The sequence below is a fragment of the Halomonas sp. SL1 genome (genome assembly GCF_003030865.2).
Taxonomy (GTDB): domain Bacteria; phylum Pseudomonadota; class Gammaproteobacteria; order Pseudomonadales; family Halomonadaceae; genus Halomonas; species Halomonas halophila.
Map to the genome: position 1 here is coordinate 152,289 of NZ_PYUQ02000014.1, position 21,473 is coordinate 173,761.

General features: G+C 68.7%; 18 protein-coding genes. 8 read left to right on the forward strand and 10 right to left on the reverse strand.

Annotated features, from left to right (window positions below; genetic code table 11):
* Positions 1 to 100: 100 nt before the first annotated feature.
* Entirely contained in the window at positions 101 to 1,069 is a 969-nt protein-coding gene (locus tag C9J49_RS09315; protein ID WP_107181328.1) for a magnesium transporter CorA family protein, read from the reverse strand.
* A 116-nt stretch (positions 1,070 to 1,185) separates the two neighbouring features.
* On the opposite strand from C9J49_RS09315, the gene chrA reads away from it, so the two are divergent.
* Positions 1,186 to 2,373, forward strand: a complete 1,188-nt coding sequence (gene chrA / locus C9J49_RS09320) for a chromate efflux transporter (RefSeq protein WP_107181329.1) — start codon at positions 1,186 to 1,188, stop codon at positions 2,371 to 2,373.
* A 109-nt stretch (positions 2,374 to 2,482) separates the two neighbouring features.
* Here chrA and C9J49_RS09325 read toward each other — a convergent pair whose 3' ends face one another.
* A complete protein-coding gene (locus C9J49_RS09325; RefSeq protein ID WP_107181330.1) occupies positions 2,483 to 3,196 on the reverse strand; it encodes a DUF3581 domain-containing protein in 714 nt (237 codons plus the stop codon).
* Positions 3,197 to 3,443: 247 nt separating this feature from the next.
* Between C9J49_RS09325 and nhaD the strand changes: the two genes are divergently transcribed.
* The 5 genes from nhaD (at position 3,444) to C9J49_RS09350 (ending at position 10,620) form a co-directional block, all read left to right on the forward strand.
* Complete coding sequence (gene nhaD / locus C9J49_RS09330; protein ID WP_107181426.1) at positions 3,444 to 4,919, forward strand: sodium:proton antiporter NhaD; 1,476 nt, start codon at positions 3,444 to 3,446, stop codon at positions 4,917 to 4,919.
* Between the two features lie 350 nt (positions 4,920 to 5,269).
* Positions 5,270 to 5,701 carry a hypothetical protein gene (locus C9J49_RS09335; protein WP_107181331.1) on the forward strand — a complete coding sequence of 144 codons (432 nt, stop codon included), beginning with the start codon at positions 5,270 to 5,272 and terminating at the stop codon, positions 5,699 to 5,701.
* Positions 5,702 to 5,729: 28 nt separating this feature from the next.
* Positions 5,730 to 6,890, forward strand: coding sequence for a hypothetical protein (locus C9J49_RS09340; protein ID WP_107181332.1), 1,161 nt, complete (start codon positions 5,730 to 5,732; stop codon positions 6,888 to 6,890).
* A gap of 44 nt (positions 6,891 to 6,934) precedes the next feature.
* The gene (locus tag C9J49_RS09345) at positions 6,935 to 9,760 is read left to right on the forward strand and encodes an EAL domain-containing protein (RefSeq protein ID WP_107181333.1); all 2,826 of its coding nucleotides are present in this window, start codon (positions 6,935 to 6,937) and stop codon (positions 9,758 to 9,760) included.
* A 41-nt stretch (positions 9,761 to 9,801) separates the two neighbouring features.
* Positions 9,802 to 10,620, forward strand: coding sequence for a PEP-CTERM/exosortase system-associated acyltransferase (locus tag C9J49_RS09350; RefSeq protein ID WP_107181334.1), 819 nt, complete (start codon positions 9,802 to 9,804; stop codon positions 10,618 to 10,620).
* Here the strand turns inward: C9J49_RS09350 and C9J49_RS09355 are convergent.
* From C9J49_RS09355 to C9J49_RS09370, 4 genes are all read right to left on the reverse strand, one after another.
* A complete protein-coding gene (locus C9J49_RS09355; protein WP_107181335.1) occupies positions 10,542 to 11,672 on the reverse strand; it encodes a DUF3541 domain-containing protein in 1,131 nt (376 codons plus the stop codon). The two genes, C9J49_RS09350 and C9J49_RS09355, sit on opposite strands and share 79 nt — an antisense overlap.
* Entirely contained in the window at positions 11,669 to 12,412 is a 744-nt protein-coding gene (locus C9J49_RS09360) for a trimeric intracellular cation channel family protein (protein ID WP_081945779.1), read from the reverse strand. Before C9J49_RS09360 ends, C9J49_RS09355 begins: the two co-directional genes overlap by 4 nt.
* 96 nt (positions 12,413 to 12,508) lie before the next feature.
* The gene (gene zapE, locus C9J49_RS09365) at positions 12,509 to 13,645 is read right to left on the reverse strand and encodes a cell division protein ZapE (protein ID WP_107181336.1); all 1,137 of its coding nucleotides are present in this window, start codon (positions 13,643 to 13,645) and stop codon (positions 12,509 to 12,511) included.
* A gap of 1 nt (position 13,646) precedes the next feature.
* On the reverse strand, positions 13,647 to 14,567 hold the full coding sequence (locus C9J49_RS09370; RefSeq protein WP_107181337.1) for a DUF808 domain-containing protein: 921 nt from the start codon (positions 14,565 to 14,567) through the stop codon (positions 13,647 to 13,649).
* Positions 14,568 to 14,694: 127 nt separating this feature from the next.
* Here C9J49_RS09370 and C9J49_RS09375 point away from each other — a divergent pair, with 127 nt between their 5' ends.
* Positions 14,695 to 15,324, forward strand: coding sequence for a TetR/AcrR family transcriptional regulator (locus C9J49_RS09375; protein ID WP_046079503.1), 630 nt, complete (start codon positions 14,695 to 14,697; stop codon positions 15,322 to 15,324).
* Between the two features lie 112 nt (positions 15,325 to 15,436).
* On the forward strand, positions 15,437 to 16,423 hold the full coding sequence (locus C9J49_RS09380) for an MDR family oxidoreductase (RefSeq protein ID WP_107181338.1): 987 nt from the start codon (positions 15,437 to 15,439) through the stop codon (positions 16,421 to 16,423).
* A gap of 87 nt (positions 16,424 to 16,510) precedes the next feature.
* Here C9J49_RS09380 and astB read toward each other — a convergent pair whose 3' ends face one another.
* From astB to C9J49_RS09400, 4 genes are read right to left on the reverse strand one after another with little or no spacing between them, the layout of a single operon-like run.
* A complete protein-coding gene (gene astB / locus C9J49_RS09385) occupies positions 16,511 to 17,848 on the reverse strand; it encodes an N-succinylarginine dihydrolase (RefSeq protein ID WP_107181339.1) in 1,338 nt (445 codons plus the stop codon).
* Between the two features lie 14 nt (positions 17,849 to 17,862).
* Positions 17,863 to 19,332 carry a succinylglutamate-semialdehyde dehydrogenase gene (astD, locus tag C9J49_RS09390; RefSeq protein ID WP_111382305.1) on the reverse strand — a complete coding sequence of 490 codons (1,470 nt, stop codon included), beginning with the start codon at positions 19,330 to 19,332 and terminating at the stop codon, positions 17,863 to 17,865.
* Positions 19,332 to 20,378, reverse strand: a complete 1,047-nt coding sequence (gene astA, locus C9J49_RS09395; protein ID WP_035593841.1) for an arginine N-succinyltransferase — start codon at positions 20,376 to 20,378, stop codon at positions 19,332 to 19,334. The genes astD and astA overlap by 1 nt, the downstream gene beginning before the upstream one ends.
* Positions 20,378 to 21,448, reverse strand: coding sequence for an arginine N-succinyltransferase (locus C9J49_RS09400; protein ID WP_107181340.1), 1,071 nt, complete (start codon positions 21,446 to 21,448; stop codon positions 20,378 to 20,380). The genes astA and C9J49_RS09400 overlap by 1 nt, the downstream gene beginning before the upstream one ends.
* Positions 21,449 to 21,473 lie beyond the last annotated feature (25 nt).

The following is a 21,473-nucleotide window of genomic DNA, read 5'->3' on the forward strand; positions in this document are numbered from 1 at the left end:
GGTCGGAACCGCGTCAGAAAGGGGGAACCCTCGAGACTACGGGCCCGGGCGGCCGCGGGGAAGCCGCTCGCGCTGCGGCACTATGCCCCACCGGCTGCGCTCATAGCCATTTGACGCGCCGGAACCACCACAGCAGCCCGACGCCGATCGTCAGCATCGCGCCCATCACGATGAAGTAGCCGTAACGGTAGTCAAGCTCCGGCATGTGGCTGAAGTTCATGCCGTAGATGCCGGCGATGAAGGTCAGCGGCACGAAGATCGCGGTGATCACCGTCAGCACCCGCATGGTCTCGTTGAGCCGGTGCGAGGACAGCGACAGGTGGCCGTCGATCAGGTCACCGCAGATGTCGTAGTACATCTGGGTCAGGCTGTGCAGCCGCTCGAAGCGCTCGTGCACGTCGTTGATGGCATGCAGGGTCTCCTCGTTGCCGCGCGGCAGGTGGGCGTAATCGTAGGCGGTGATCTCCTGGGTGATGCCCAGGTGGTAGTTGTAGAGGCGGCGCATCTTCACCAGCCGCGAGCGATAGCCGATCAGCCGTCGCATCAGCTCGTCGTTGCCGTTCTCGACCAGGGCGTCCTCGAGGTCGCTCAGCTCGGTCTCGAAGGCCAGCAGGCCGTCCAGATAGTAACCGGCGGAGGCATACATGACGCGCAGCGCCACGAACGCCGGCGACCGCGCCAGCAGGGCGCCGGCATCCTGACTCATCAGCCGGTCGATGCTCAGCGCCAACCCGGGATGCAAACTGATCAGCAGGCGTTCGCCGAGCAGGAAGGCGATCCGCTGGGGCTCGTAGCGAAGCTCGGCGTCGAAGGAGGAAATGCCGCGATAGAGGATCAGGGTATTGTCCTCGAACTCCTCGATCTTCGGCGGATGGCGCTCGCGGTGCACGTCGTCGATGGCCAGCGGATGAAAACCGAAGCCTTCCAGGAAGGCCCGCTCGTCCGCCAGGGACTCGCCCTGCAGGTCGATCCACAGATGGCTGTCGGGACGTTCTCGCCAGCGTGCGATCAGCTCCTCGCCGCCGCGGAGTTCGGCCTCGCCCGGCACCACCAGCAGTGTGCGTATCATCGCTCGGTCATCCTTTGACGGGACAATGTCGGCATCTTGCGGCATGGGCCGGCGTTTGCCCACCCCGCACGCGGCCATCCATCAGCTCGCCTTGCCACATCCTGTCCGGAGCCATCATGTCCCCACCCTCTCGCGTCGCCGACGTCTTCCGCACCTTCCTGCTGCTGGGCCTGACCGCCTTCGGCGGCCCCGTCGCCCACCTCGGCTATTTCCGCCAGGAGTTCGTGGTGCGCCGCCGCTGGCTCGACGAGCACGCCTACGCCGACCTGGTGGCGCTGTGCCAGTTCCTGCCGGGCCCGGCCAGCAGCCAGGTCGGCTTCGCCCTGGGCCTGCTGCGCGGCGGCCCGCTAGGCGCCCTGGCCGCCTGGGCAGCTTTCACCCTGCCCTCGGCGCTGCTGCTGATGGCCTTCGCGCTGGGCGCGGGAAGCCTGTCCGGCCCGCTCGGCAACGGCCTGCTGCACGGCCTGAAGGTGGTGGCGGTAGCCATCGTCGCCCATGCCGTCTGGGGCATGGCGGGCCGCCTGTGCCCCGACCGGCGCCGTGCCACCATCGCCGTGGCCGCGACGCTGCTGGTGCTGGCGGTGAATGGCCCGATGGGCCAGCTGCTGGCCATCGTGCTCGGCGCCCTGGCCGGCGGGCTGATCTGCCGCGAGGCCGGCCAGGTACGACCGGCGGTGCTGAACATCGGCCTTGGCAAGCGCACGGGCGCCGCCTGCCTGCTGGCCTTCGCCGGCCTGTTGATCGGGCTGCCGCTGCTGGCCCAGGCCGGCATCGGTCAGGGCATCGCCCTGGTGGACGCCTTCTACCGTTCGGGCGCGCTGGTGTTCGGCGGCGGCCATGTGGTGCTGCCGCTGCTTGAGGCCGAGGTGGTGCAGCCGGGCTGGGTATCGCCGGACGCCTTCCTCAGCGGCTACGGCGCGGCCCAGGCGGTGCCGGGGCCGCTGTTCACCTTCTCGGCCTATCTGGGCATGGCCACGAACGGGGTGCCCGGCGCGCTGCTGGCGCTGGGGGCGATCTTCCTGCCGGGGATGCTGCTGCTCGCAGGGACGATACCGTTCTGGAACGCCCTGCGCACCCGTCCGGGACTGCAGGCGGTGATGCGCGGCGCCAACGCCGTGGTGGTCGGCCTGCTGGCGGCGACGCTGTACCAGCCGGTGTGGACCAGCGCGATCCTGGGGCCGGCGGAGTTCGCGCTGGCCCTGGTGGGCTTTCTGCTGCTGACGGTGTGGCAGCGCCCGGCCTGGTGGGTGGTGCTGCTATGCGGCCTGGGCGGCATGCTTCTGGGGCTGCCTTCGTCGCCCTGACCGCCCGAGGCCAGACGTGTGGCCCAGACATGTGGACCCAGACGCAAAGGACCGCCCCGGAGGGCGGTCCTGTCGAGCACGGTGGGGCGAACCCGGTGAGGTGAGGGGCTCAGGCCTCGGCGTCGTGGGCCGCCTTGAGGCGATAGAACTCCTCGACCACGGCGTCCATGGTGCAGGCGTCGTAGTCACAAAGCCCGCTGACCACCAGCTTCTTGGAGCCGGTGCCGACTTCCTCGCCGTCGGCCATGATGCGGAACTCGAGCAGCGCATCACCGCGCTTGCCGACCACGTCCAGCGACGCATCCGCCAGTTCCAGCCCCGGCTCGATGCCGTCCAGGCGCTCCAGCGAGAAGCCCATGCTGTCGTAGATCACCAGCGGACGCTTGGGATTGAACATCACGCCGCGGTCTTCCATCAGCGGTTTCAGGTAGTGCGGGAAGTTCTTGCCGGAGAAAGCCACGTAGCAGCGCGTGAAGGCCTCGACCACGGCTTCGTCGCGGGTGATGTCACCGCTTCGCTCCACCTCGAGATAGCACTTGCCGCTGCCGTCGCGTACCCGGATCCGGCCGTCGTCGTCCTCGTCGAAGGTCAGCGGCACCTCGGCGCCGACCATGCTCAGGAAGCGGAAGGTCATGTGCTGGGAGAGGCCGTAACGAGCCAGGACCAGGGCGAAGAGCAGGTCGCCGGGCACGCAGAAGCGCCGCGCATCCGGGTTATGAATGGGGTTGAAGTCACCGGCGACGCGCTTGGCGAAACGGCTCGCCTGCTCGGCGGTGATGCAGAGCCGCGAGTCCGTGCGCGAGTGGTAATCATCGAGAAACATGCGTCGAGAGCCTGCCCTGAAGTCGTTGGCGATGCGATTCCGGTCATCACCGGAGGGAGCAGATGATGCCACAATTTTTCCCGCTTCGGGCGCCGAATCCCGACATCCGACTGCGACCTTAGCGTTGATCCGCTCCGCTATCCCCTACCAAAGGGGCAATCCCGTCGGCGCCACGTCTCAGTAGGCTGTTGGGTGAACCCCCTTTTTCCGGATGCTCCACACACTTCACCACGGGATGATCGTCGCCATGCAGACACTCCATCGTTCACCGCCTCGCTCTTGCTTGCCCGCCGCCCGCTGGCTGGCCCTTGCCATGCTGTCGCTGCTCGCCTCGCCCGCCGCCGCCGCGACCGGCTCGCTGGACCTGACGCAGTCGTTCGTCGGCGGCCTGGCGGTGATGATCTTCGTGCTGGCCTATGCGCTGGTCATGGCCGAGGAAAAGCTCCACATGCGCAAGTCCAAGCCGGTGCTGGTGGCGGCGGGCCTGATCTGGGGGCTGATCGGTTGGGTCTATGTGCAGTCCGGGATGTCGAGCGAGTCGGAACATGCCTTCCGCATCACCCTGCTCGAGTTCACCGAGCTAATGCTGTTCCTGCTGGTGGCGATGACCTACATCAACGCCATGGACGAGCGCGGCGTCTTCGATGCCCTGCGCGCCTGGATGGTGCGCAAGGGCTTCAGCTACCGGACCCTGTTCTGGATGACCGGCGTGCTGTCGTTCGTGATCTCGCCGGTGGCGGACAACCTGACCACGGCGCTGCTGATGTGCGCGGTGGTCACCAAGGTCGCCGAGGGCGACAAGCCCTTCATCAACCTGGCCTGCATCAACATCGTGGTGGCGGCCAATGCCGGCGGCGCCTTCAGTCCCTTCGGCGACATCACCACCCTGATGGTCTGGCAGGCCGGCATCGTGCACTTCCAGGAGTTCTTCGCCCTGCTGGTGCCGTCGCTGGTGAACTTCCTGATTCCCGCCGCGGTGATGAGCTTCTTCATCAAGAACCGCGTGCCGGCCAGCCTCGAGGAGGATGTCGTCCTCAAGCGCGGGGCGCGGCGCATCATCGTGCTGTTCCTGCTCACCGTGAGCACCGCCGTGGCCTGTCATACGCTGCTGCATCTGCCCCCGGTGCTGGGCATGATGACCGGGCTCGGCTACCTGCAGTTCTTCGGCTACTACCTGCGCCAGACGCTGCCTCGCTCGCTGGAGCGCAAGCGCACCCTCTACACCCAGCGCGGCGACTGGAAGATGCTCGAGCAGCTGGGCAGCGTGGTGCCCTTCGATGTCTACAAGCGGGTGGCCCGGGCCGAGTGGGATACCCTGCTGTTCTTCTACGGCGTGGTGATGTGCGTGGGCGGGCTGGGCTTCATGGGCTACCTGGCGCTGCTCTCCGACGCTCTCTACACCGGCTGGAACGCCACCGGCGCCAACATCGTCCTCGGCGTCATCTCGGCGGTGGTCGACAACATCCCGGTGATGTTCGCGGTGCTGACCATGGAGCCGGAGATGTCCCACGGCCACTGGCTGCTGATCACGCTCACCGCCGGGGTCGGCGGCAGCCTGCTGTCGGTGGGCTCGGCGGCCGGCGTCGCGCTGATGGGCCAGGCGCGGGGCAACTATACCTTCATGGGCCACCTGCGCTGGTCACCGGTGATCGCCCTGGGATATACCGCCAGCGTCGTCACTCATCTGTGGATCAATGCCGGCAGCTTCGGCGTCTACGGCTGAGAGCGGGCTCGGCGGCAGTGCCGCCGAGCCTCATGACCACAAGCAGAAGGGGCCAATTTGCATTATCTTTTCGTCATGCACTGATAAAGGTAAGCTGTGCCGAAACGCTCAGCGGGCCCCGCACCGTCCACCTCGGCAGAGGCGCTCCGAGAGATGCATAACGATAACCCCCGACGAGTCGACAGGGAGATAGCGCCATCGTCCCCATCCTGTTCGCCTTCATTGCCGGCTCCCGGATGGAGCCCTATCCGCGCCACCCGAAGCCTCCAACTGCCATGCCGCCCGCCCAGTGGCGTTACCCCCAAGCTCGTGTCATGGCCGGGAGGGCCCGAATGCTCCGGCGTGTGGTAATGGCCATTGGCCTCGCGCTGCTGAGCGTCGCGCCATGGGTCGCGGCGGACCAGGGAGACGATGACGAGGCACAGGCGGTGCTGCTGGTCGCCCATCCGGACGTCACCACGCAATCGCTGACCCGCGATATCACCCGAGCGCTCTTCGCCATGCGACAGCGTACCTGGCCGAACGGACAGGCCGCCCGCATCTTCGTGCTGCCCAACCGCCACCCCGTGCATGCCCGCTTCGTCAAGCAGCGGCTATCGGTCTATCCCCACCAGCTACAGCTGGCCTGGGATCGTGCGGTGTTTTCCGGCACGGGGCAGGCCCCCGAGCGAGTGGGCACCCAGGCGGAGATGCTCGAACGAATTGCCGACACCCCAGGCGCCCTGGGCTATCTGGAAAGGGAGAAGCTGGATGACCGCGTCCAAGTCATCACCATGGAATAGGACACGCCTTTTCGGGGCTGTCGGCGCGATGCTGCTGGCCGTTGCCGTCCCGGCGCAGGCCGAACCAGGCAAGGTGCTGGACACCCTGCAGCTGCACGGCTTCCTGAGCCAGGCCCTGGTCATCACCGACGACAACGACTTCTTCGGCCCCAGCAGCGATCATGGCGGCAGCCTGGAATTCACCGAGATCGGCGCCAACGTGTCGCTGCGCCCCCACGAGGATGTCCTGCTCGCCGCCCAGGTGCTCAGCCGTCGAGCCGGCGGCGAGCGCGGCGATGCCCAGCCGAAGCTGGACTACGGCCTGATCGACTATCAGCTTCAGTCGAATCAGCAGCGCAATATCGGCGTGCAGCTGGGGCGCTTCAAGAACCCCTTCGGTTTCTACAATCAGACCAGAGACGTGGCCTTCACCCGCCCCGGCATCCTGCTGCCGCAGTCGATCTACTTCGATCGCACCCGCTCGCTGGCACTTTCCGCGGACGGCGTGCTGAGCTACTACGAGGAACGTTTGCCTCAGGGCACCTTGAGCTTTCAAGCTGGCGTCGGCCGCGTCCAGGCCGGCGACGACCTGCTCGAGACCCTTCGACTGGACCGCATTCCTGGCGATCTTGACCCGGACACCTCCGCTATCGCCCAGCTGCGCTACGAGCATGACGGCGGTCGCATCATCACCGCCCTGAGCCATGCCGATGTCGGGGCTCGCTTCGACTCGCACCAGAGCGGCCTCAGCGATGGCGACTTCTACTTCCGGCCCTGGGTGCTGTCACTGCAGTACAACGCCGAGCTCTGGAGCCTCACCGCCGAGTACGCACTGCGCAACTCCGGTCTGGAAGGCTTCAACGACCCGCGCTTCAACTTCGATACCACCGGCGAGAGCTGGTACCTGCAATACCAGCGGCGCTTCCTCGACGACTGGCAGTGGCTGGTACGCTACGACCGTCTCGTGGCCAACCGGGATGATCCCTCCGGCGACGATTACGCCGCCAGCGGCGCCGGCCCAGACCACTCGCAGTTCGCCCGGGACTGGACCTTCGGCCTGCAATGGACGCCCACGCCGCGGATCATGCTGGCCGGCGAATATCACTACATCGATGGCACCGGCTGGCTGCCTGCCCAGGACAACCCCGACCCGTCGGACACGGACCGCTACTGGGACATGCTGCTGTTCCAGATCGCGTTTCGCTTCTAGCCCTGTGCGGACCGCTCCTTCATGACAGCCAAGGAACCGGCGACATGACCCTGCCCCCGCTGTTTCGCCAGCGCCGCCCCCTGAGCCTGACCTGGCGCGTGATCGCACTCAGCAGCCTGCTGCTGCTGGTGCTGGTCTCATTGTTCAGCTGGCTGAGCCATACCACCCTGACGCGCCAGTTCCAGGAAAGCCGCCTGCAGCAGCATGCGCTCCATCACCGCGAGGTGCGCCTGATCCTGCAGCGCTCGGAAGAAGGGCTGCGCCAGCTGGCCGGCCTGGCCGCGGCCTCCTCGGGATTGGGCGAGGCCCTGGAAGCCGACGATCACGCCGCCGTGCGTGCCTCGCTGGCGGCCCAATGGCCGAGCCTGCAGCTGGACGCGGGCATCGACGAGATCCGGATCTTCGACACCCGGGGCGAGGCGATGGCGCACTGGGGCAGCGCGCCGGAGCACAGCGGACCGATCCAGGACTGGATCTCACAGGTGATCCGTACGGAGACACCGCTGACGACCCTGCGCTGCGACGTCGGCTGCCGCCAGTATGCCGCCGTGCCGGTACTGATCGACGGGCGCAGCGTGGGCCTGGTCATCCTGTCGCGCACGCTCGCCGACGTGATTCTCCAGGTCAAGTCGGTCTCGGACAGCGAGGTCGCGCTGCTGGCCGCCTCTTCCCGCTCAAGCAACGACGCCGTGCCGGCTCGTCGGCTGTCCGCGTGGCAAGGCCAGCTGCTGGCCCTGACCGAGGAGCAGCCGGGCCTGTCACTGCTGCGACGGGCCGCCGAGCGGGTCTCGCTGGACACGCTTGCCGACGGCCCGTTACAGCTGCCCCACGCGCAGCGCCTGAAGGAACTGTCGGCCATTCCCGTGACCCGGATTCGATCCACTGACGGTGCCGGCTACCTCCTGCTGATCTCGGATATCACCGACCAGGTGCTCGCCATCAACCACGACACCCGGGTCCTGCTGGGCGCTGGCGTGGCCGGCTGGCTCGCCGCCGAGCTGCTGCTGCTGGCCATCCTGCTCGGCCCGATGGCCCGGCTGCGGCGCGTCGCCGGTGTACTGCCGGCCCTGGCCCGTGGTGGCTTCGGCGAGGCCCGCCAGGCCATCCCCGCCACCTCGAAACGCTGGCCCGACGAGATCGACGTGCTCGAGGGCACCACGGTCGAGCTCTCCCAGCAGCTCGAACGGCTCGAAGGCGAGGTGCAGGCCCGGGGCGAGCAGCTCGCCGAGCGCGTCGACGAACTGGCCCGGGAGCGCGACTTCGTCAGCGGCCTGCTCGACACCGCCCGGGTGTTCATCATCGCCCAGGACAGCGCGGGGCGTATCAGCCTGGTCAACGCCTATGCGCTGTCGATCCTCGAGGTCGACGAGACGACGCTGATCGGTCGCCGCTTCGATGACATCTTCCCGCTGCCCGGTCATTCACCGATCGCCGATGCCGCCGGCGCCGAGGAAGAAGAGCGCCCCCTGCTCACCGTGGATGGCCGGGTCCACACCATCGTCTGGTATCACGCGCCGCTGACCGGCGGCGGCGACGCCGGCATGGCACGCCTCTCGGTGGGGCTCGACATCACCGAGCGCAAGGCCGCCGAGGGCCGCCTGACCTGGCTGGCCGAACGCGACCCGCTGACCGAGCTTCACAACAGGCGTCACTTCCAGGAGCTCGTGCAGGCGGCGCTGGCTCGCGGCGGCCAAGGGGCCCTGCTGCTGCTCGACCTGGACCAGTTCAAGGAGGTCAACGAGCTGAGCGGCCATCACGCCGGCGACCGGCTGCTGCGGGAAGTCGCCGACGTGCTGCAGTTCCATGTGGGACGACGCGGCAGCCTGGCTCGGCTGGGCGGCGACGAATTCGCCCTGCTGCTCGAAGGCGCCGATGCCGACCGGGCGATCGGCACGGCGCAGCAGTGCAACCAGCTGCTCGAGGCCATCCAGTTCCGGGCCAGTGGACGGCTCCACCGCGCCATCGCCAGCATCGGCATCGTCCAGTACCCCGCTCACGGCGACACGCCCGCCGACCTGCTGGCCAGCGCCGACGTCGCCATGTACAAGGCCAAGGAGCACGGTCACCAGCGCTGGCATCTGCTCTCCACCCTGGAGAATGCCAAGAGCGAGCTGAAGGAGCGGGTCTACTGGGTCGAGCGGCTGCGCAAGGCCCTGCAGGAAGACGATTTCGTGCTGATGGTGCAGCCCATCATGCGCCTCGAGGATCGCGACGTGAAGCACTACGAGGTGCTGGTCCGGATGCGCGAGGAGGATGGCAGCCTGGTCTCGCCAGGCCACTTCATCCCGGTTGCCGAACGCAACGGCATGATCGTGCAGCTGGACCGCTGGGTACTACGCCACAGCCTCCAGGCATTGAGGCGGCTCCAGGCGCGAGGCATCAGCCTGGCGGTGAATCTCTCCGGTCAGTCGCTGCACGACAGGGGGCTCGAGCAGTTTCTCGCCGAGGAGCTGGCCGACAGCGGCGCCGATCCGCACCAGCTGATCCTCGAAGTGACGGAAACCGCGGCGGTCACTGACTTCTCCACGGCTCGGGGCGTGCTGCAGGCGATGCGCGACCTGGGCTGCCGCACCGCTCTCGACGATTTCGGGGTGGGATTCAGCAGCTTCCACTACCTGGGGCAGCTGCCGGTGGACTACATCAAGATCGACGGCTCCTTCATCCGCCACCTGACCGACAGTTCCGACAGTCGCGTGATCGTCCGGGCCATCGCCGACCTGGCCGCCGGCTTCGGCAAGCAGGCCATCGCCGAGTTCGTCGACAACGAACAGGTGCTGCCGCTGCTCAAGGCCTACGGCATCACCTACGGCCAGGGCTTCCACCTTGGACGGCCACGACCGCTGGCCCCCCTTCTCGACGACGATGCCTGATCCAGGCCCACCCCCACATGACGACACAGGGATGCACAGCCATGTCCTCGACCACCGCGAAGGAGACACCACGCCGCTCACGGGTCCCCGCTCACCTCTTCGACCGCTTCCGCGAGGCCTTCACCTTCCGACTGGCCGATGACGAGGAGACGCGGCGTCGCATCTTCCGGCTGCGGCACGATGTCTACTGCGAGGAGCTGGGCTACGAGGCGCCGGCGGACCCGCTGCATCATCTAGAGTTCGATGCCCACGACGAGCACGCCATCCTGTGCCTGATCGAGCATCGGGACACCGGCCTCTCGGCCGGCTGCATGCGTCTGGTGCTGCCGGAGGACAGTCGGAATGACGGGGTCCAGCGTCTACCCCTGGAGGACTACGCCGGCGAAAGCCTCGAGCATCCCAGGCTGCATCCGCAACGCTTCGCCCAAGAGACGGTGTGCGAGGTCTCGCGACTGGCGATCTCGCCACTGTTCCGTCGACGCTCGACCACGGAGGAAATAGAGGGCCTGCTGCATGCGCGACATGCCTTCACGCCCGAACAGCGCGAGACCTTCCCCCTGATCGTGATCGGACTCTTCCTGGCCACCTATGTTCTGCTAGGACTCTCAGGTCGCCCTCATGCCTTTGCCATGATGGAGCCACGACTGCCGCGACTGCTCTCCATGTCGGGTTTCCTGTTCACTCCAGTCGGTCGCATCATCGATTTCCACGGAAAGCGCGGCGCCTTCTACATCGACCAGCGGCAGGTCGAGTACGAGATGAATCGCGACCTGCTGCCGCTCTATCGCGACATCAAGCGCACGCTGGCCTCGCAGCTGGAAGGCGCCCGGCCCCGGCAGACGGTCGACGCGCCTTCCTGAACCGATGCCGACAGGCACGGCCCTGGATATAGCCGCTCGGGCCAGTCCAGTAGCATGATCGCCAGCACGTTGCGATGCTCGCCCCGGTCGCGGTCGGTGCCACCCGACTCCGAGGGCACCATCCCGGCCACCGGATCGTATGCCGCCACCAGCGCCTCGCGCAGGCGCACCACGGCCGGCGCTTCCCCGCGCTCGGCCAGCAGGAAGCTGATGCCCACCTCGGTGTAGATGTCCTCCTTGGTGTCGGTCAGTATCCGTGCCAGCCCGGCGGAGAACGCATCGAGCACCCAGGCGAAATCGTCCGCCGATACCGGCTTCTGGTAATAGTCGCTGGCGGCGATCACGAAGTGGGTCATGCCGTAGATCTTGTTGCGATACAGCGCCTGGCTCAGCGTCGCGTCCCGCGAGGGAGGGAAACGTGCGCGGAAGGCGGCGATCGCCTCGCCGCGCAGGTCCGCCACGCCCAGATCGTCCAGGTAGTGGACCAGATTGGCGACCTGGGCGGCGTAGACGTCGAGCACGGCCGGGGCAGTCACGAAGGCCCGGAAATCCACGCCCGCCAGATAGTCCAGCGCGCGCCGATGGCCGGGCAGGTCTCGGTCGTTGAGCAGCCCGTGGTAGAGCGCCTGGGTCAGGTCGAAGGCCAGCCCCTTGGCGTAATGGATCTCGCCCCAGTCGGCGAGCATGCGCTTGCGACGGCGCTGCTTGGCGGTGCGCTCGGGGTAACCCTCGACGCCCTCGCGGCCGCGCCGGGCCGCGTAGCCGGGCTCGTCCAGCCGGGCGATCTCCTCCCGCAGCGACGCCACCAGCCGCTCTCCGTAGTCGCGATTGAGGGGCAGCCAGCGCGCCTCGCCGGTGATGCGATACATCCGCTGGGCATAGTGACGCTGACTGCCGACCGATAGCGCCGGCAGGGCCCGTTCGTAGGTAGCGCGAATCTCGGCGGCCACCGCCTCGTCGCTCGGCCGCGGGGCGGGCTCGAGGGCACAGCCGGCCAGCAGGAGCGCCAGCGCCCCGCCGACCAGCCAGCGCCATGGGGCGTGCCGCTTCATGAGGACCTCCTGCGCCGGCGCGAGCGCTTCGGGGGAATCAGCTTGACCCGCGCCTTGGGCCGGCGCGGCGGTGCTGGCGGCGATGTCTCGCCATCCGCCTCGCTCGGCGCCGGGGGCGGAGCCACCGTCACCCAGGCGAAGACCGGCAGAGCCAGGCGCCAGTGGATGGCCGACAGCCGCAATCCCAGGGTGGTGGCCAGCGACGCCGCCACGTTGAACACGAAGGGCGTTCCCAGCGCGTCCAGGCCCACCAGCACCACCCCACCGGCAATGGCAGCGGTGGCGTAGATCTCCTGGCGCAGCACCATGGGCACGCGGCGCGCTAGCACGTCGCGCATCATCCCGCCGGCCACGCCGGTCAGCAGCCCCATCAGCACCGCCACCACGCCGGGCGCGTCCAGGGTGAGGGCCTTGTGAGTGCCGATCACGGTGAACAGCGCCAGGCCGAAGGCATCGGCCACCGGCAGGAAGACCCGCGACAGGCGATGGATATAGTGGAAGCCGAGAATCGAGAGTCCCACCGTGGCCAGGATCACCCACAGGTAGGCGGGGTCGCCGACCCAGAACACAGGCCGCACGCCGAGCACCAGATCACGCAGGGTGCCACCGCCGATACCCGTCATCGCGGCCAGCACCAGCATGCCGAAGGGGTCCATGCGCGAGCGGCAGGCAAGGATCACCCCGGAAAGCGCGAAGACGATCACCCCCGCCATGTCCAGCCAGTAGACCCATCCCGTCACGTCACGCCTCCCTGTTCGTGCTCGTCACCAGCATAGCAGCCGGCACGGCGTGGCCGTGGGCAATGGGCCAGGCGGTGCCCCTCCTGGCCAGGAGCGTCAACCATGGCCGAAGCGCGCCAGCTGCATCTCGCTCAGCCGGCTCAGAGTCCGGCGAAAGGGAAAGGCCAGGTGCCCCTGCCGATAGAGCGCCTCCAGGGGGACCTCTGCCTCGATATAGAGCGGCACGCCACGGTCATAGCACTCGTCGACCAGAGCGATGAAACGCCGCACGCCATCGTCCTGATGGGTCAACGCCGGCAGCTCGCGATCGCCGGCCTCCACACGCTGGCTGGCATCCTCGGTGCCCCGGGCGATGCCGCTCATCGCCGGCCCCCCATCGAGGCGCGGCACCTCGCCGATCAGCACATGATGGAAGCGATCACACAGATCGATGAAATCCAGCGCCGACAGCGGCGACTCGCACAGGGCCTCGAAGCGGCACCACAGTACCGTCTCGCTTTTCGCCTCCACCGGGATAGCCCGGTGGCCCAGCTCGACGGGGCTGGCGTCATGGCTCTGCCCCGCATTCAGGGTGTCAAATACCGTCGCCAGGGGTGCTGGCCGCTCTCGCTCGCGCACCCAGTAGCGGCGCTGCTCCGCCCCGGGATGGAGACGATGATCCTGGTCACCGTCCAGGTGCACCACCTCCAGGTGTCGGGTGATCGCCGCGATCGCCGGCAGGAAGCGCTCGCGATTGAAGCCGTCGGCATAGAGCGACTCCGGCGCCTGGTTGGAGGTCACCACCAGCACCAGCCCCCGTTCGAACAGGGCGTCGAACAGGCGCCCCAGCAGCATGGCATCGGCGATGTCGTTGACGAACAACTCGTCGAGGCACAGCACCCGCACCTCGTCGGCCAGCTCCGCGGCCAGGCGGCGCAGCGGATCGGGCGTACCGGAGAGCTGGAACTGGCGTCGATGCACCCAGCGCATGAAGTGGTGAAAATGCCATCGCCGGGACGCCACCCCGAGCCCGGCATGGAAGCGGTCCATCAGCCAGGTCTTGCCGCGCCCCACGGCGCCCCATAGATAGACGCCCTCCACCACCTGATCGCCGCGCGCCAGGGCCCGGTGAGTCTTCTCCAGCGCCTCGACGGCCCGCCGCTGGGCGACATCATCGACGAAGCCATGCCGTTCCTGGGCCTCGCGATAGGCCGCCTCTGGGCCACTCGGGCCGGACCGGTTCGTCGCGGCCATCTCAGCCTCTCCGCAGCTTCTGGAACAGCGTCACCGCGCCCAATACCGCGGCGCCGACGGCGAGCCCGATACCGAGATTGAGCAGCATCGGTCCCAGGCCGTGGATCACGGCCTCGAGCCCCGGCACGGCCAGTTCGACCTCGGCCACGTCCCGGGCCAGGTGATGCAGCACGGGCACGCCGTGGGCGAGGATGCCGCCACCGACCAGGAACATGGCCACGGTGCCGACCACCGATAGCAGCTTCATCAGCTTCGGTGCGGCGGCGACCAGGCCACGCCCCAACCCCGCCAGGGCACCCTCGCGACGGCTGAGGTAGAGCCCCAGGTCGTCCAGCTTGACGATGCCGGCCACCAGGCCGTAGACGCCCACGGTCATCAAAAGCCCGATGCCGATCAGCACCAGCACCTGCTGGCCGAGGGCGACGCCGGTTACCGTGCCCAGGGTGATGACGATGATCTCGGCGGAGAGGATGAAGTCGGTGCGGATCGCGCCCTTGATGCGCTTGCGCTCGAACTCGCGCATGTCGACGCCCTCGTCGGCCAGGGCCTTCACGCGCTCGGCGTGCTCGGTCTCGTCGTCCTTCCCGTGCAGGAACTTGTGCGCCAGCTTCTCGGCGCCCTCGAAGCACAGGTAGGTGCCGCCCAGCATCAGCAGCACCGTGACCAGCACCGGCACGAAGGCGCTGATCGCCAGCGCCGCGGGAATCAGGATCGCCTTGTTGCGCAGCGAGCCCTTGGCCACCGCCCACACCACCGGCAGCTCCCGGTCGGCGCGCACGCCGGTGACCTGCTGGGCGTTCAGGGCCAGGTCGTCGCTGAGCATCCCGGCGGTCTTCTTGGCCGCCACCTTGGTCATCAGCGAAACGTCATCGAGCAGAGTGGCGATATCATCGATCAGGGTCAGCAGGCTGCTTGCGGCCACGACGGCCCTCCTGGCACAGGGAATGGAGACGTTGCATTAGCATACGCCGTGTGAACGTGGGACGACCGGCGACCTAGCGGATTTTTTCGACTTGCCTTTTTATAGACGACCGGTCTAAATTGTGTGCATGAACACCACGACGACCAAACGCCGCGGCCGTCCGCCCAGGACCCCGCGCGACAACCCCGACACCCGAGACGCCCTGATCCGTTGCGGCGTGGAGATCCTGACCGAACAGGGCTTCGTCTCCACCGGCATCCAGGGCGTGCTGGAACGAGTCGGCGTGCCCAAGGGCTCCTTCTATCACTACTTCGACAGCAAGGACGCCTTCGGCGAGGCGGTGATGGATCGCTACGCCGCCTACTTCGCCGCCAAGCTCGACCGCTGGCTGCTCGATCCCGAGGTGCCGCCGCTCGATCGGATCGGCCACTTCATGGACGACGCCAGGCAAGGCATGGCGCGTCACGGCTTTCGGCGCGGCTGCCTGGTGGGCAACCTGTGCCAGGAAGTCACCATTCTTCCCGTCCGTTACCGCCAGCGCCTGACGGCGATCCTGGAAGACTGGGAGCGACGCCTGGCACGCTGCCTGAGGCTCGCCGTCGAGCGCGGCGACCTCGCGCCGGAAGCCGACTGCGAGCGCCTGGCTGGGCTGTTCTGGATCGGCTGGGAAGGCGCCGTCCAGCGCGCGCGCATCGTCCAGGACGACACCCCGCTGACGCTCTTCGGCGAGGAGTACCTGGCCCGACTGCCGAGATAAGGTTCCATCCCCGCCGGCACGGCGGGCCTGAGCCGTCGCACAGGCGACGCTTGGTTCGCATCTGGCTTTATCAGGCCCATTAATAGACAACCGGTCTAAAAAGGAGAATCCCATGTTCCAAGCCATCCTGGTGAACCAGACCGAAGATCAGCGGAGCACCGCGGCCCTCACCCGGCTCGAGCCAAGCGACCTCCCCGAGGGCGATGTCCGGGTGCGGGTCGAGTGGAGCACGCTCAACTACAAGGATGCCCTCGGCATCACCGGCCAGGGGCCGGTGATCCGACGCTTTCCGCTGGTACCGGGCATCGACCTGGCCGGCATGGTGGAAGAAAGCGACCATGGCGACTGGCAACCGGGCGACCGGGTGCTGGTCAACGGCTGGGGGATCGGCGAGGGCCATTGGGGCGGCCTGGCACAGCAGGCCCGGGTGCGGTCCGAGTGGCTGACGCGCCTGCCCGACGACCTGAGCCCCCGCCAGGCGATGTCGATCGGCACCGCAGGCTACACGGCCATGCTGAGCCTGATCGCCCTCGAGCGTCAGGGCCTCACGCCGGCCCACGGCGACGTGCTCGTCACCGGTGCCAGCGGCGGCGTGGGCAGCGTCGCCGTGATGCTACTGGCCAAGCGCGGCTATCGCGTGATCGCCGCCACCGGCCGCACCGAGGAGGCAGACTATCTGAAGGCCCTCGGCGCCGCGGAGATCCTGCACCGCGACGAGCTGTCGGGCCCCGGCAAGCCGCTCGGCAAGGCGCGCTGGGCCGCGGTCATCGACTCCGTGGGCAGCCACACTCTGGCCAATGCCTGCGCCCAGACCCAAGAAGACGGCTGGGTGGCGGCCTGCGGCTTGGCCCAGGGCATGGACTTCCCGGCCACCGTGGCGCCCTTCATCCTGCGCGGCGTGACCCTGCTCGGCATCAACAGCGTCACCCGCCCCCAGGCGGAGCGCGACGAGGCCTGGCGTCGACTGGCCGAGGAGATCGACCGCAACATGCTCGAGGGGATGACGCGGGAGATCGCTCTCTTGGAAGCGATCGACGCGGCGAGCGAGCTGCTGGCCGGCAAGGTGCACGGCCGGCTGGTGGTCGACGTCAACCGCTAACGCGGGAACGCGCACGACGCCCCCGGCTCGGCCGAACGGCGGAGCCGGGGGCGACTCGTTGACGGGAACGCGTCAGCGTCGAGGGAATCAGCGCTGGAAGGGATAGACGCTGCCCAGCCTGAGAAGGCCGGTGAGCTCGTCCAGGGCGGCGAGGGTCTCGCTGGCGAGCGCCGGGTCGGCCAGATCGGCCGGGGCCAGGCGATCGCGGTAGTGACGCTCGACCCAGGCGACGAGCTCGCCGTGCAGGGCGTCGTCGAGCAGCACCCGGCCGGAGAGCGCGGCGCGCTCGGCCTCGGAGAGCGCCACCCGCAGCCGCAGGCAGGCGGGGCCGCCGCCGTTGCGCATCGACTGCTTGACGTCCTTCACCACCACCTCGGAGATCGGGTTGTGGCCCGCCAGCAGGTGATCCTGCAGGCAGCGCCACACCGCCTCGCGTTCCTGGCACTCGCCGGGCACCACCAGGGTCATGGTGCCGTCCGGGTTGCTGAGCAGCTGGGAGTTGAACAGGTACGAGGCCACGGCGTCGTCCAGGCTCACCGCCTCCACCGGCACCCGCACCGGGATCAGCGGCGAGGCCATGCGCTCACGCAGCGCGTCCAGGGTGCCCTGCTCGTCGCGGAAGGCAACCTCGTGATAGAGCAGCACCGGACCGTTGCCCACGGCGATGACGTCGTTGTGGAAGACGCCGGCGTCGATGGCCTCGGGATGCTGCTGGGCGAACACCGTCTGCGCATCGCTCAGGCCGTGCTGACGGGCCACCGCCTGGCTGGCCTCGAGGGTCTGGCGGGCCGGATAGCGCCGCGGCGCGATGCCGTCGCCACCGAACGCCTGGCGGCCGTAGACGTACAGATGCACGCCCGGCTCACCGTGGTCGCCGGCCAGCCGGGTATGGTTGGCCGCGCCCTCGTCGGAGAAGGCCGGGGTGGCCGGCAGCACCGGATGGTGGGCGAAGCGAGCCTCGTCGGCGAAGATCGACGCCAGCACCCGGCCGGTGGTGGCCGGCTCCAGGTAGCGGTGGAAGCTCGATTGCAGGTTGGCCGGCGTGAAATGCGCCCGGCCGTCCGGCGCATCGACGCTCGGCGTCACCGTGGCGGCATTGGCGGTCCACATGCTGGAGGCCGAGCACACCGCGCGCAGCACCTGGGGCGCCTCGTCGGCGGCCCGGGCCAGCACCTGGGCATCGCTGCCGGCGAAGCCGAGATCCCGCAGCGCCCCCAGGTCCGGGCGCTGCTGGGGCGGCAGCACGCCCTGGGCGTAGCCGGCGTCCATCAGCGACTTCATCTTCTCGAGGCCCTGCAGCGCGGCCTCGCGGGGATTGGCCACCAGCCCCTCGTGGCTCATCGAGGCCACGTTGCCGTGGGCCAGGCCCGAGTAGTTGTGGGTCGGGCCCACCAGGCCGTCGAAGTTGACCTCGCGCACGCTCATGTCGGGTTCCCGGCTCACAGCGTCACCCCCGGCGGCAGTTTGTCGGGCAGGCTCAGCGCCTCGCTTTCCATGGAAGCCACGGGGTAGGCGCAGTAGTCGGCCGCGTAGTAGGCACTGGGGCGATGATTGCCGCTGTCGCCCACGCCGCCGAAGGGCGCGTCGCCGGAGGCGCCGGTGGTCTGGCGGTTCCAGTTGACGATGCCGGCGCGGATGCGCAGCAGGAAGTCGTCCCAGTCCTCGCGCTCGCCGCCGATCAGCCCGGCGGAGAGGCCGTAGCGGGTGTCGTTGGCCAATGCCTTCGCCTCGTCCCAGTCGCGGTAGCGATGGACCTTGAGCAGCGGTCCGAAGTGCTCCTCGTCGGGCACCTCCAGGCCGGTGACGTCGATCAGCGCCGGCGTGAGCAGGCTGGTGTTCTCCTCCAGGCGCTGCATGCGCGCGAGCACGCTGCCGCCGCGGGCCTCGAGGTCGTCCTGGGCCGCCAGCAGGCCGTCGGCGGCGGCCACGCTGACCAGGCCGCCATAGAACGGCGCCGGCTCGCTGAACTGGCCGGCCACGTGGAGCCGCGAGATGGCGTCACTCAGGGCGTCCAGCAGGTGATCACCCACCTGCCCTTCCGGCACGATCAGCCGGCGCGCACAGGTACAGCGCTGGCCGCCGGACAGGAACGCCGACTGCAGGATGGTCAGCACGGCGGCGTCCTGGTCGGGCACGTCCTTGATCACCAGCGGGTTGTTGCCGCCGAGCTCGAGGGCCAGGATCTTGTCCATCTGGCCGGCGAACTGCTGGTGCAGCAGGCCGCCGACCTTGGCGCTGCCGGTGAACAGCAGGCCGTCGATGCCGGTGTGGGAGGACAGCGCCTGACCCACCGGGGCCGCCCCCTGCACCAGGTTGATCACGCCCTCGGGCAGGCCGGCCTCGCGCCAGCACTGCAGCGTCAGGTCGGCGGTCAGCGGGGTCTGCTCGCTGGGCTTGAAGACCACGGTATTGCCGGCCAGCAGCGCCGGCACCATGTGGCCGTTGGGCAGGTGGCCGGGGAAGTTGTAGGGGCCGAACACCGCCATCACGCCGTGGGGCCGATGGCGCAGCACCGCCCGGGCCTCGCCCAGGTCGCGCTCGCGCTCGCCGGTGCGCTCCTGGTAGGCGCGGATCGAGATCGCCACCTTGCCGATCATCGCGCCGACCTCGGTGCGGGCCTCCCACAGCGGCTTGCCGGTCTCGCCGGCGATCGCCGTGGCCAGGTCCTCGCGGTGGCTCTCGAGCACCTCGCGGAAGCGCTCGACCAGCGCCTGGCGCGCCTCGAACGTCTGCCGCGCCCAGGCCGGGAAGGCGGCGCGGGCGGCCTCGACGGCGGCGCCCACCTGAGCCTCGGAGGCGGCGTGGCCCTGCCACAGCGTCTCGCCCGAGATCGGGTCCTGCTTGGCGAAGCCCTCGGCCTCGCCCTCATGCCACTCGCCGCCGATCAGCAGCCGTTGCATCGCCTTCATCACGCCTCCTCGTCGCTATCCAGAATACGCAGGGTGTCGCCGGCGGCGACCTCGAGGCGTGCCGCCTCGGCCTCGCTCAGCGTCACCACGCCATCGTCGTCGGGTCCGCGGCCCAGCCAGGCCGCGCGGAAGCCGGCCATGGAGGTGGTCGCGGCCAGCCAGCGCGGCCGTTCGGCCTGCTCGAGTTCGTCGGCCTTGATCTCCACGCGGCAGGTCCGCGACAGGCGCACGCCGCGCACGTCGTCGATGTAGGCCTCCACGGTGGGGCCACCATCGAAGATGTCGATGAACCCTTCCCAGCGCAGGCCCTCCTTCTTGAGCATCGCCAGCGCCGGGCGGGTGTGCTCGTGGACCTCGCCGATGCAGGCCCGGGCCTCCTCGGAGAGGAAGGGGGTGTAGATCGGGAACTTGGGCATCAGCTCGCCGATAAAGCTCTTCTGCCCCAGCCCCGTCAGCCGGTCGGCCTCGTTGAAGTCCATGGGGAAGAAGTTGCTGCCCAGGCACTCCCAGAACGGGCTCCTGCCCTCGGCGTCGAACCTGCCGCGCATCTCGGCCAGCACCTTGTCGGGGAAGCTGTCGCGGAACTGGGCCATGAACAGCCAGCGCACCATCGACAGCAGCGCGCCGTTGCGCTCGTGCCGGCGGTCGCCGCCGCGATACTCGGGGCGCAGGAACAGCGAGGCCACTTCGGCGTCGCCGGTGTGGTCCGAGCTCAGGAACAGGGTGTCGATGGTGCGGTGCAGGTCGAGCTGCACCGAGGAGTGCGCCAGGGTGCCCAGCCGGTAGTGATAGAAAGGCACCTCGCGGCCCACCTGGCCCTCGATGGCGCAGCAGCCGGCCAGCTTGCCACTGGCCTCGTCCTCGAGCACGAAGAAGTAGAGGCGCTGGTCCACCGGCGTCTGCTGGGCAAAGGCGCTGACCGCGGTGTCGATCTTGGCGGCCAGGAAGTCGCGGTTGTCGGGCAGCGAGGTGAAGCCCACCCCGGTCTCCCGGGCCACCGCCTGCAGCTCGTCCAGGTCGGACGGGGCGATCGGTCGAATGCGCATCACAGCTCTCCCTCGTCGTAGCCCGGGTCGTCGGCGTCGCCCGGCAGGCCGAGCGGCGCGGCCAGCACGGCGCGGCCCTCCTCCACGCCGAGCCGTTCGGCGTGCTCCGGCGACAGCATCAGCTGGCCGGTGGGCGACAGCGCATAGCGCGCCACCACGCAGCGGAAGTCGCCGAGGCGCTGGTTGGCGACCATCGCCGGCTCGGCGTCCGGCAGCGAGTGGGCCGGGCGGATGCGGACCGGGTGCCAGGCGGCGCGGCGGAAGCTCTCGAGCCGCTCGCGCTCGGCCTTGATCACCGGGCCGGCATCGAAGATGTCGACGTGGCGCGAGCGCAGGAAGCCCTCGGACAGCATTTCTTCCAGCGCCGCCTCGTGGTCCGGATGCTCGCGGCCGATGGCGGCTCGCGCCTGGGGCGTCAGCAGTGCCAGGTAGAGCGGGAACTGGGGCATCACCTCGGCGATGAAGCTCTTCGAGCGCACCCCGGCCACGTAGTTGATCTCCTGGTAGTCGCGCTGGAAGAAGTGGCGCCCCACGCTGTTCCAGAACGGCGACTGCTGGTCATCGTCCAGGAAGCCGGGGAAGGCCATCGCCAGGATCTCGGCGAAACGCTCCGGGTACTGGGCGATGAACATCAGCCGCGCCCGGCGCAGCAGGCTCTCGGCACTGGTGCCGCGGTAGCGCGGGTCCAGCGAGTAGGCGCACAGCAGGCTCGCCTCGGAGACCTCGTGGGACAGCGACAGGGTCTGCACCTCGCGGCGCACGTCGAGCTGCTGCGAGGCGTGAATCAGGGTTTCCTGGCGATAGGTGTAGTAGGCCTCCCGGGCGCCGGCCTGGGCACGCACGGTGGCGGTGCCCACCACCTCGCCGCGCTCCAGGTCCTCGAGCACGAAGGTGTAGTGCTCGTCGCCGGGAAACTCCACCTCGGCCTCGAAGGCCCGCTGGGAGCGCATGATGCGCTCCTCGAGGCGGTCTCGATGGGCCGGCAGGTTGGTCAGGCGCGGCGAGGCGTTGCCCGCCAGCCGCTCCAGGGCCGGCAGGTCCGCCGGCCGGGTGGGACGTACGACCAGCATGGCTTGGCCTCCCGCGGATGATTCC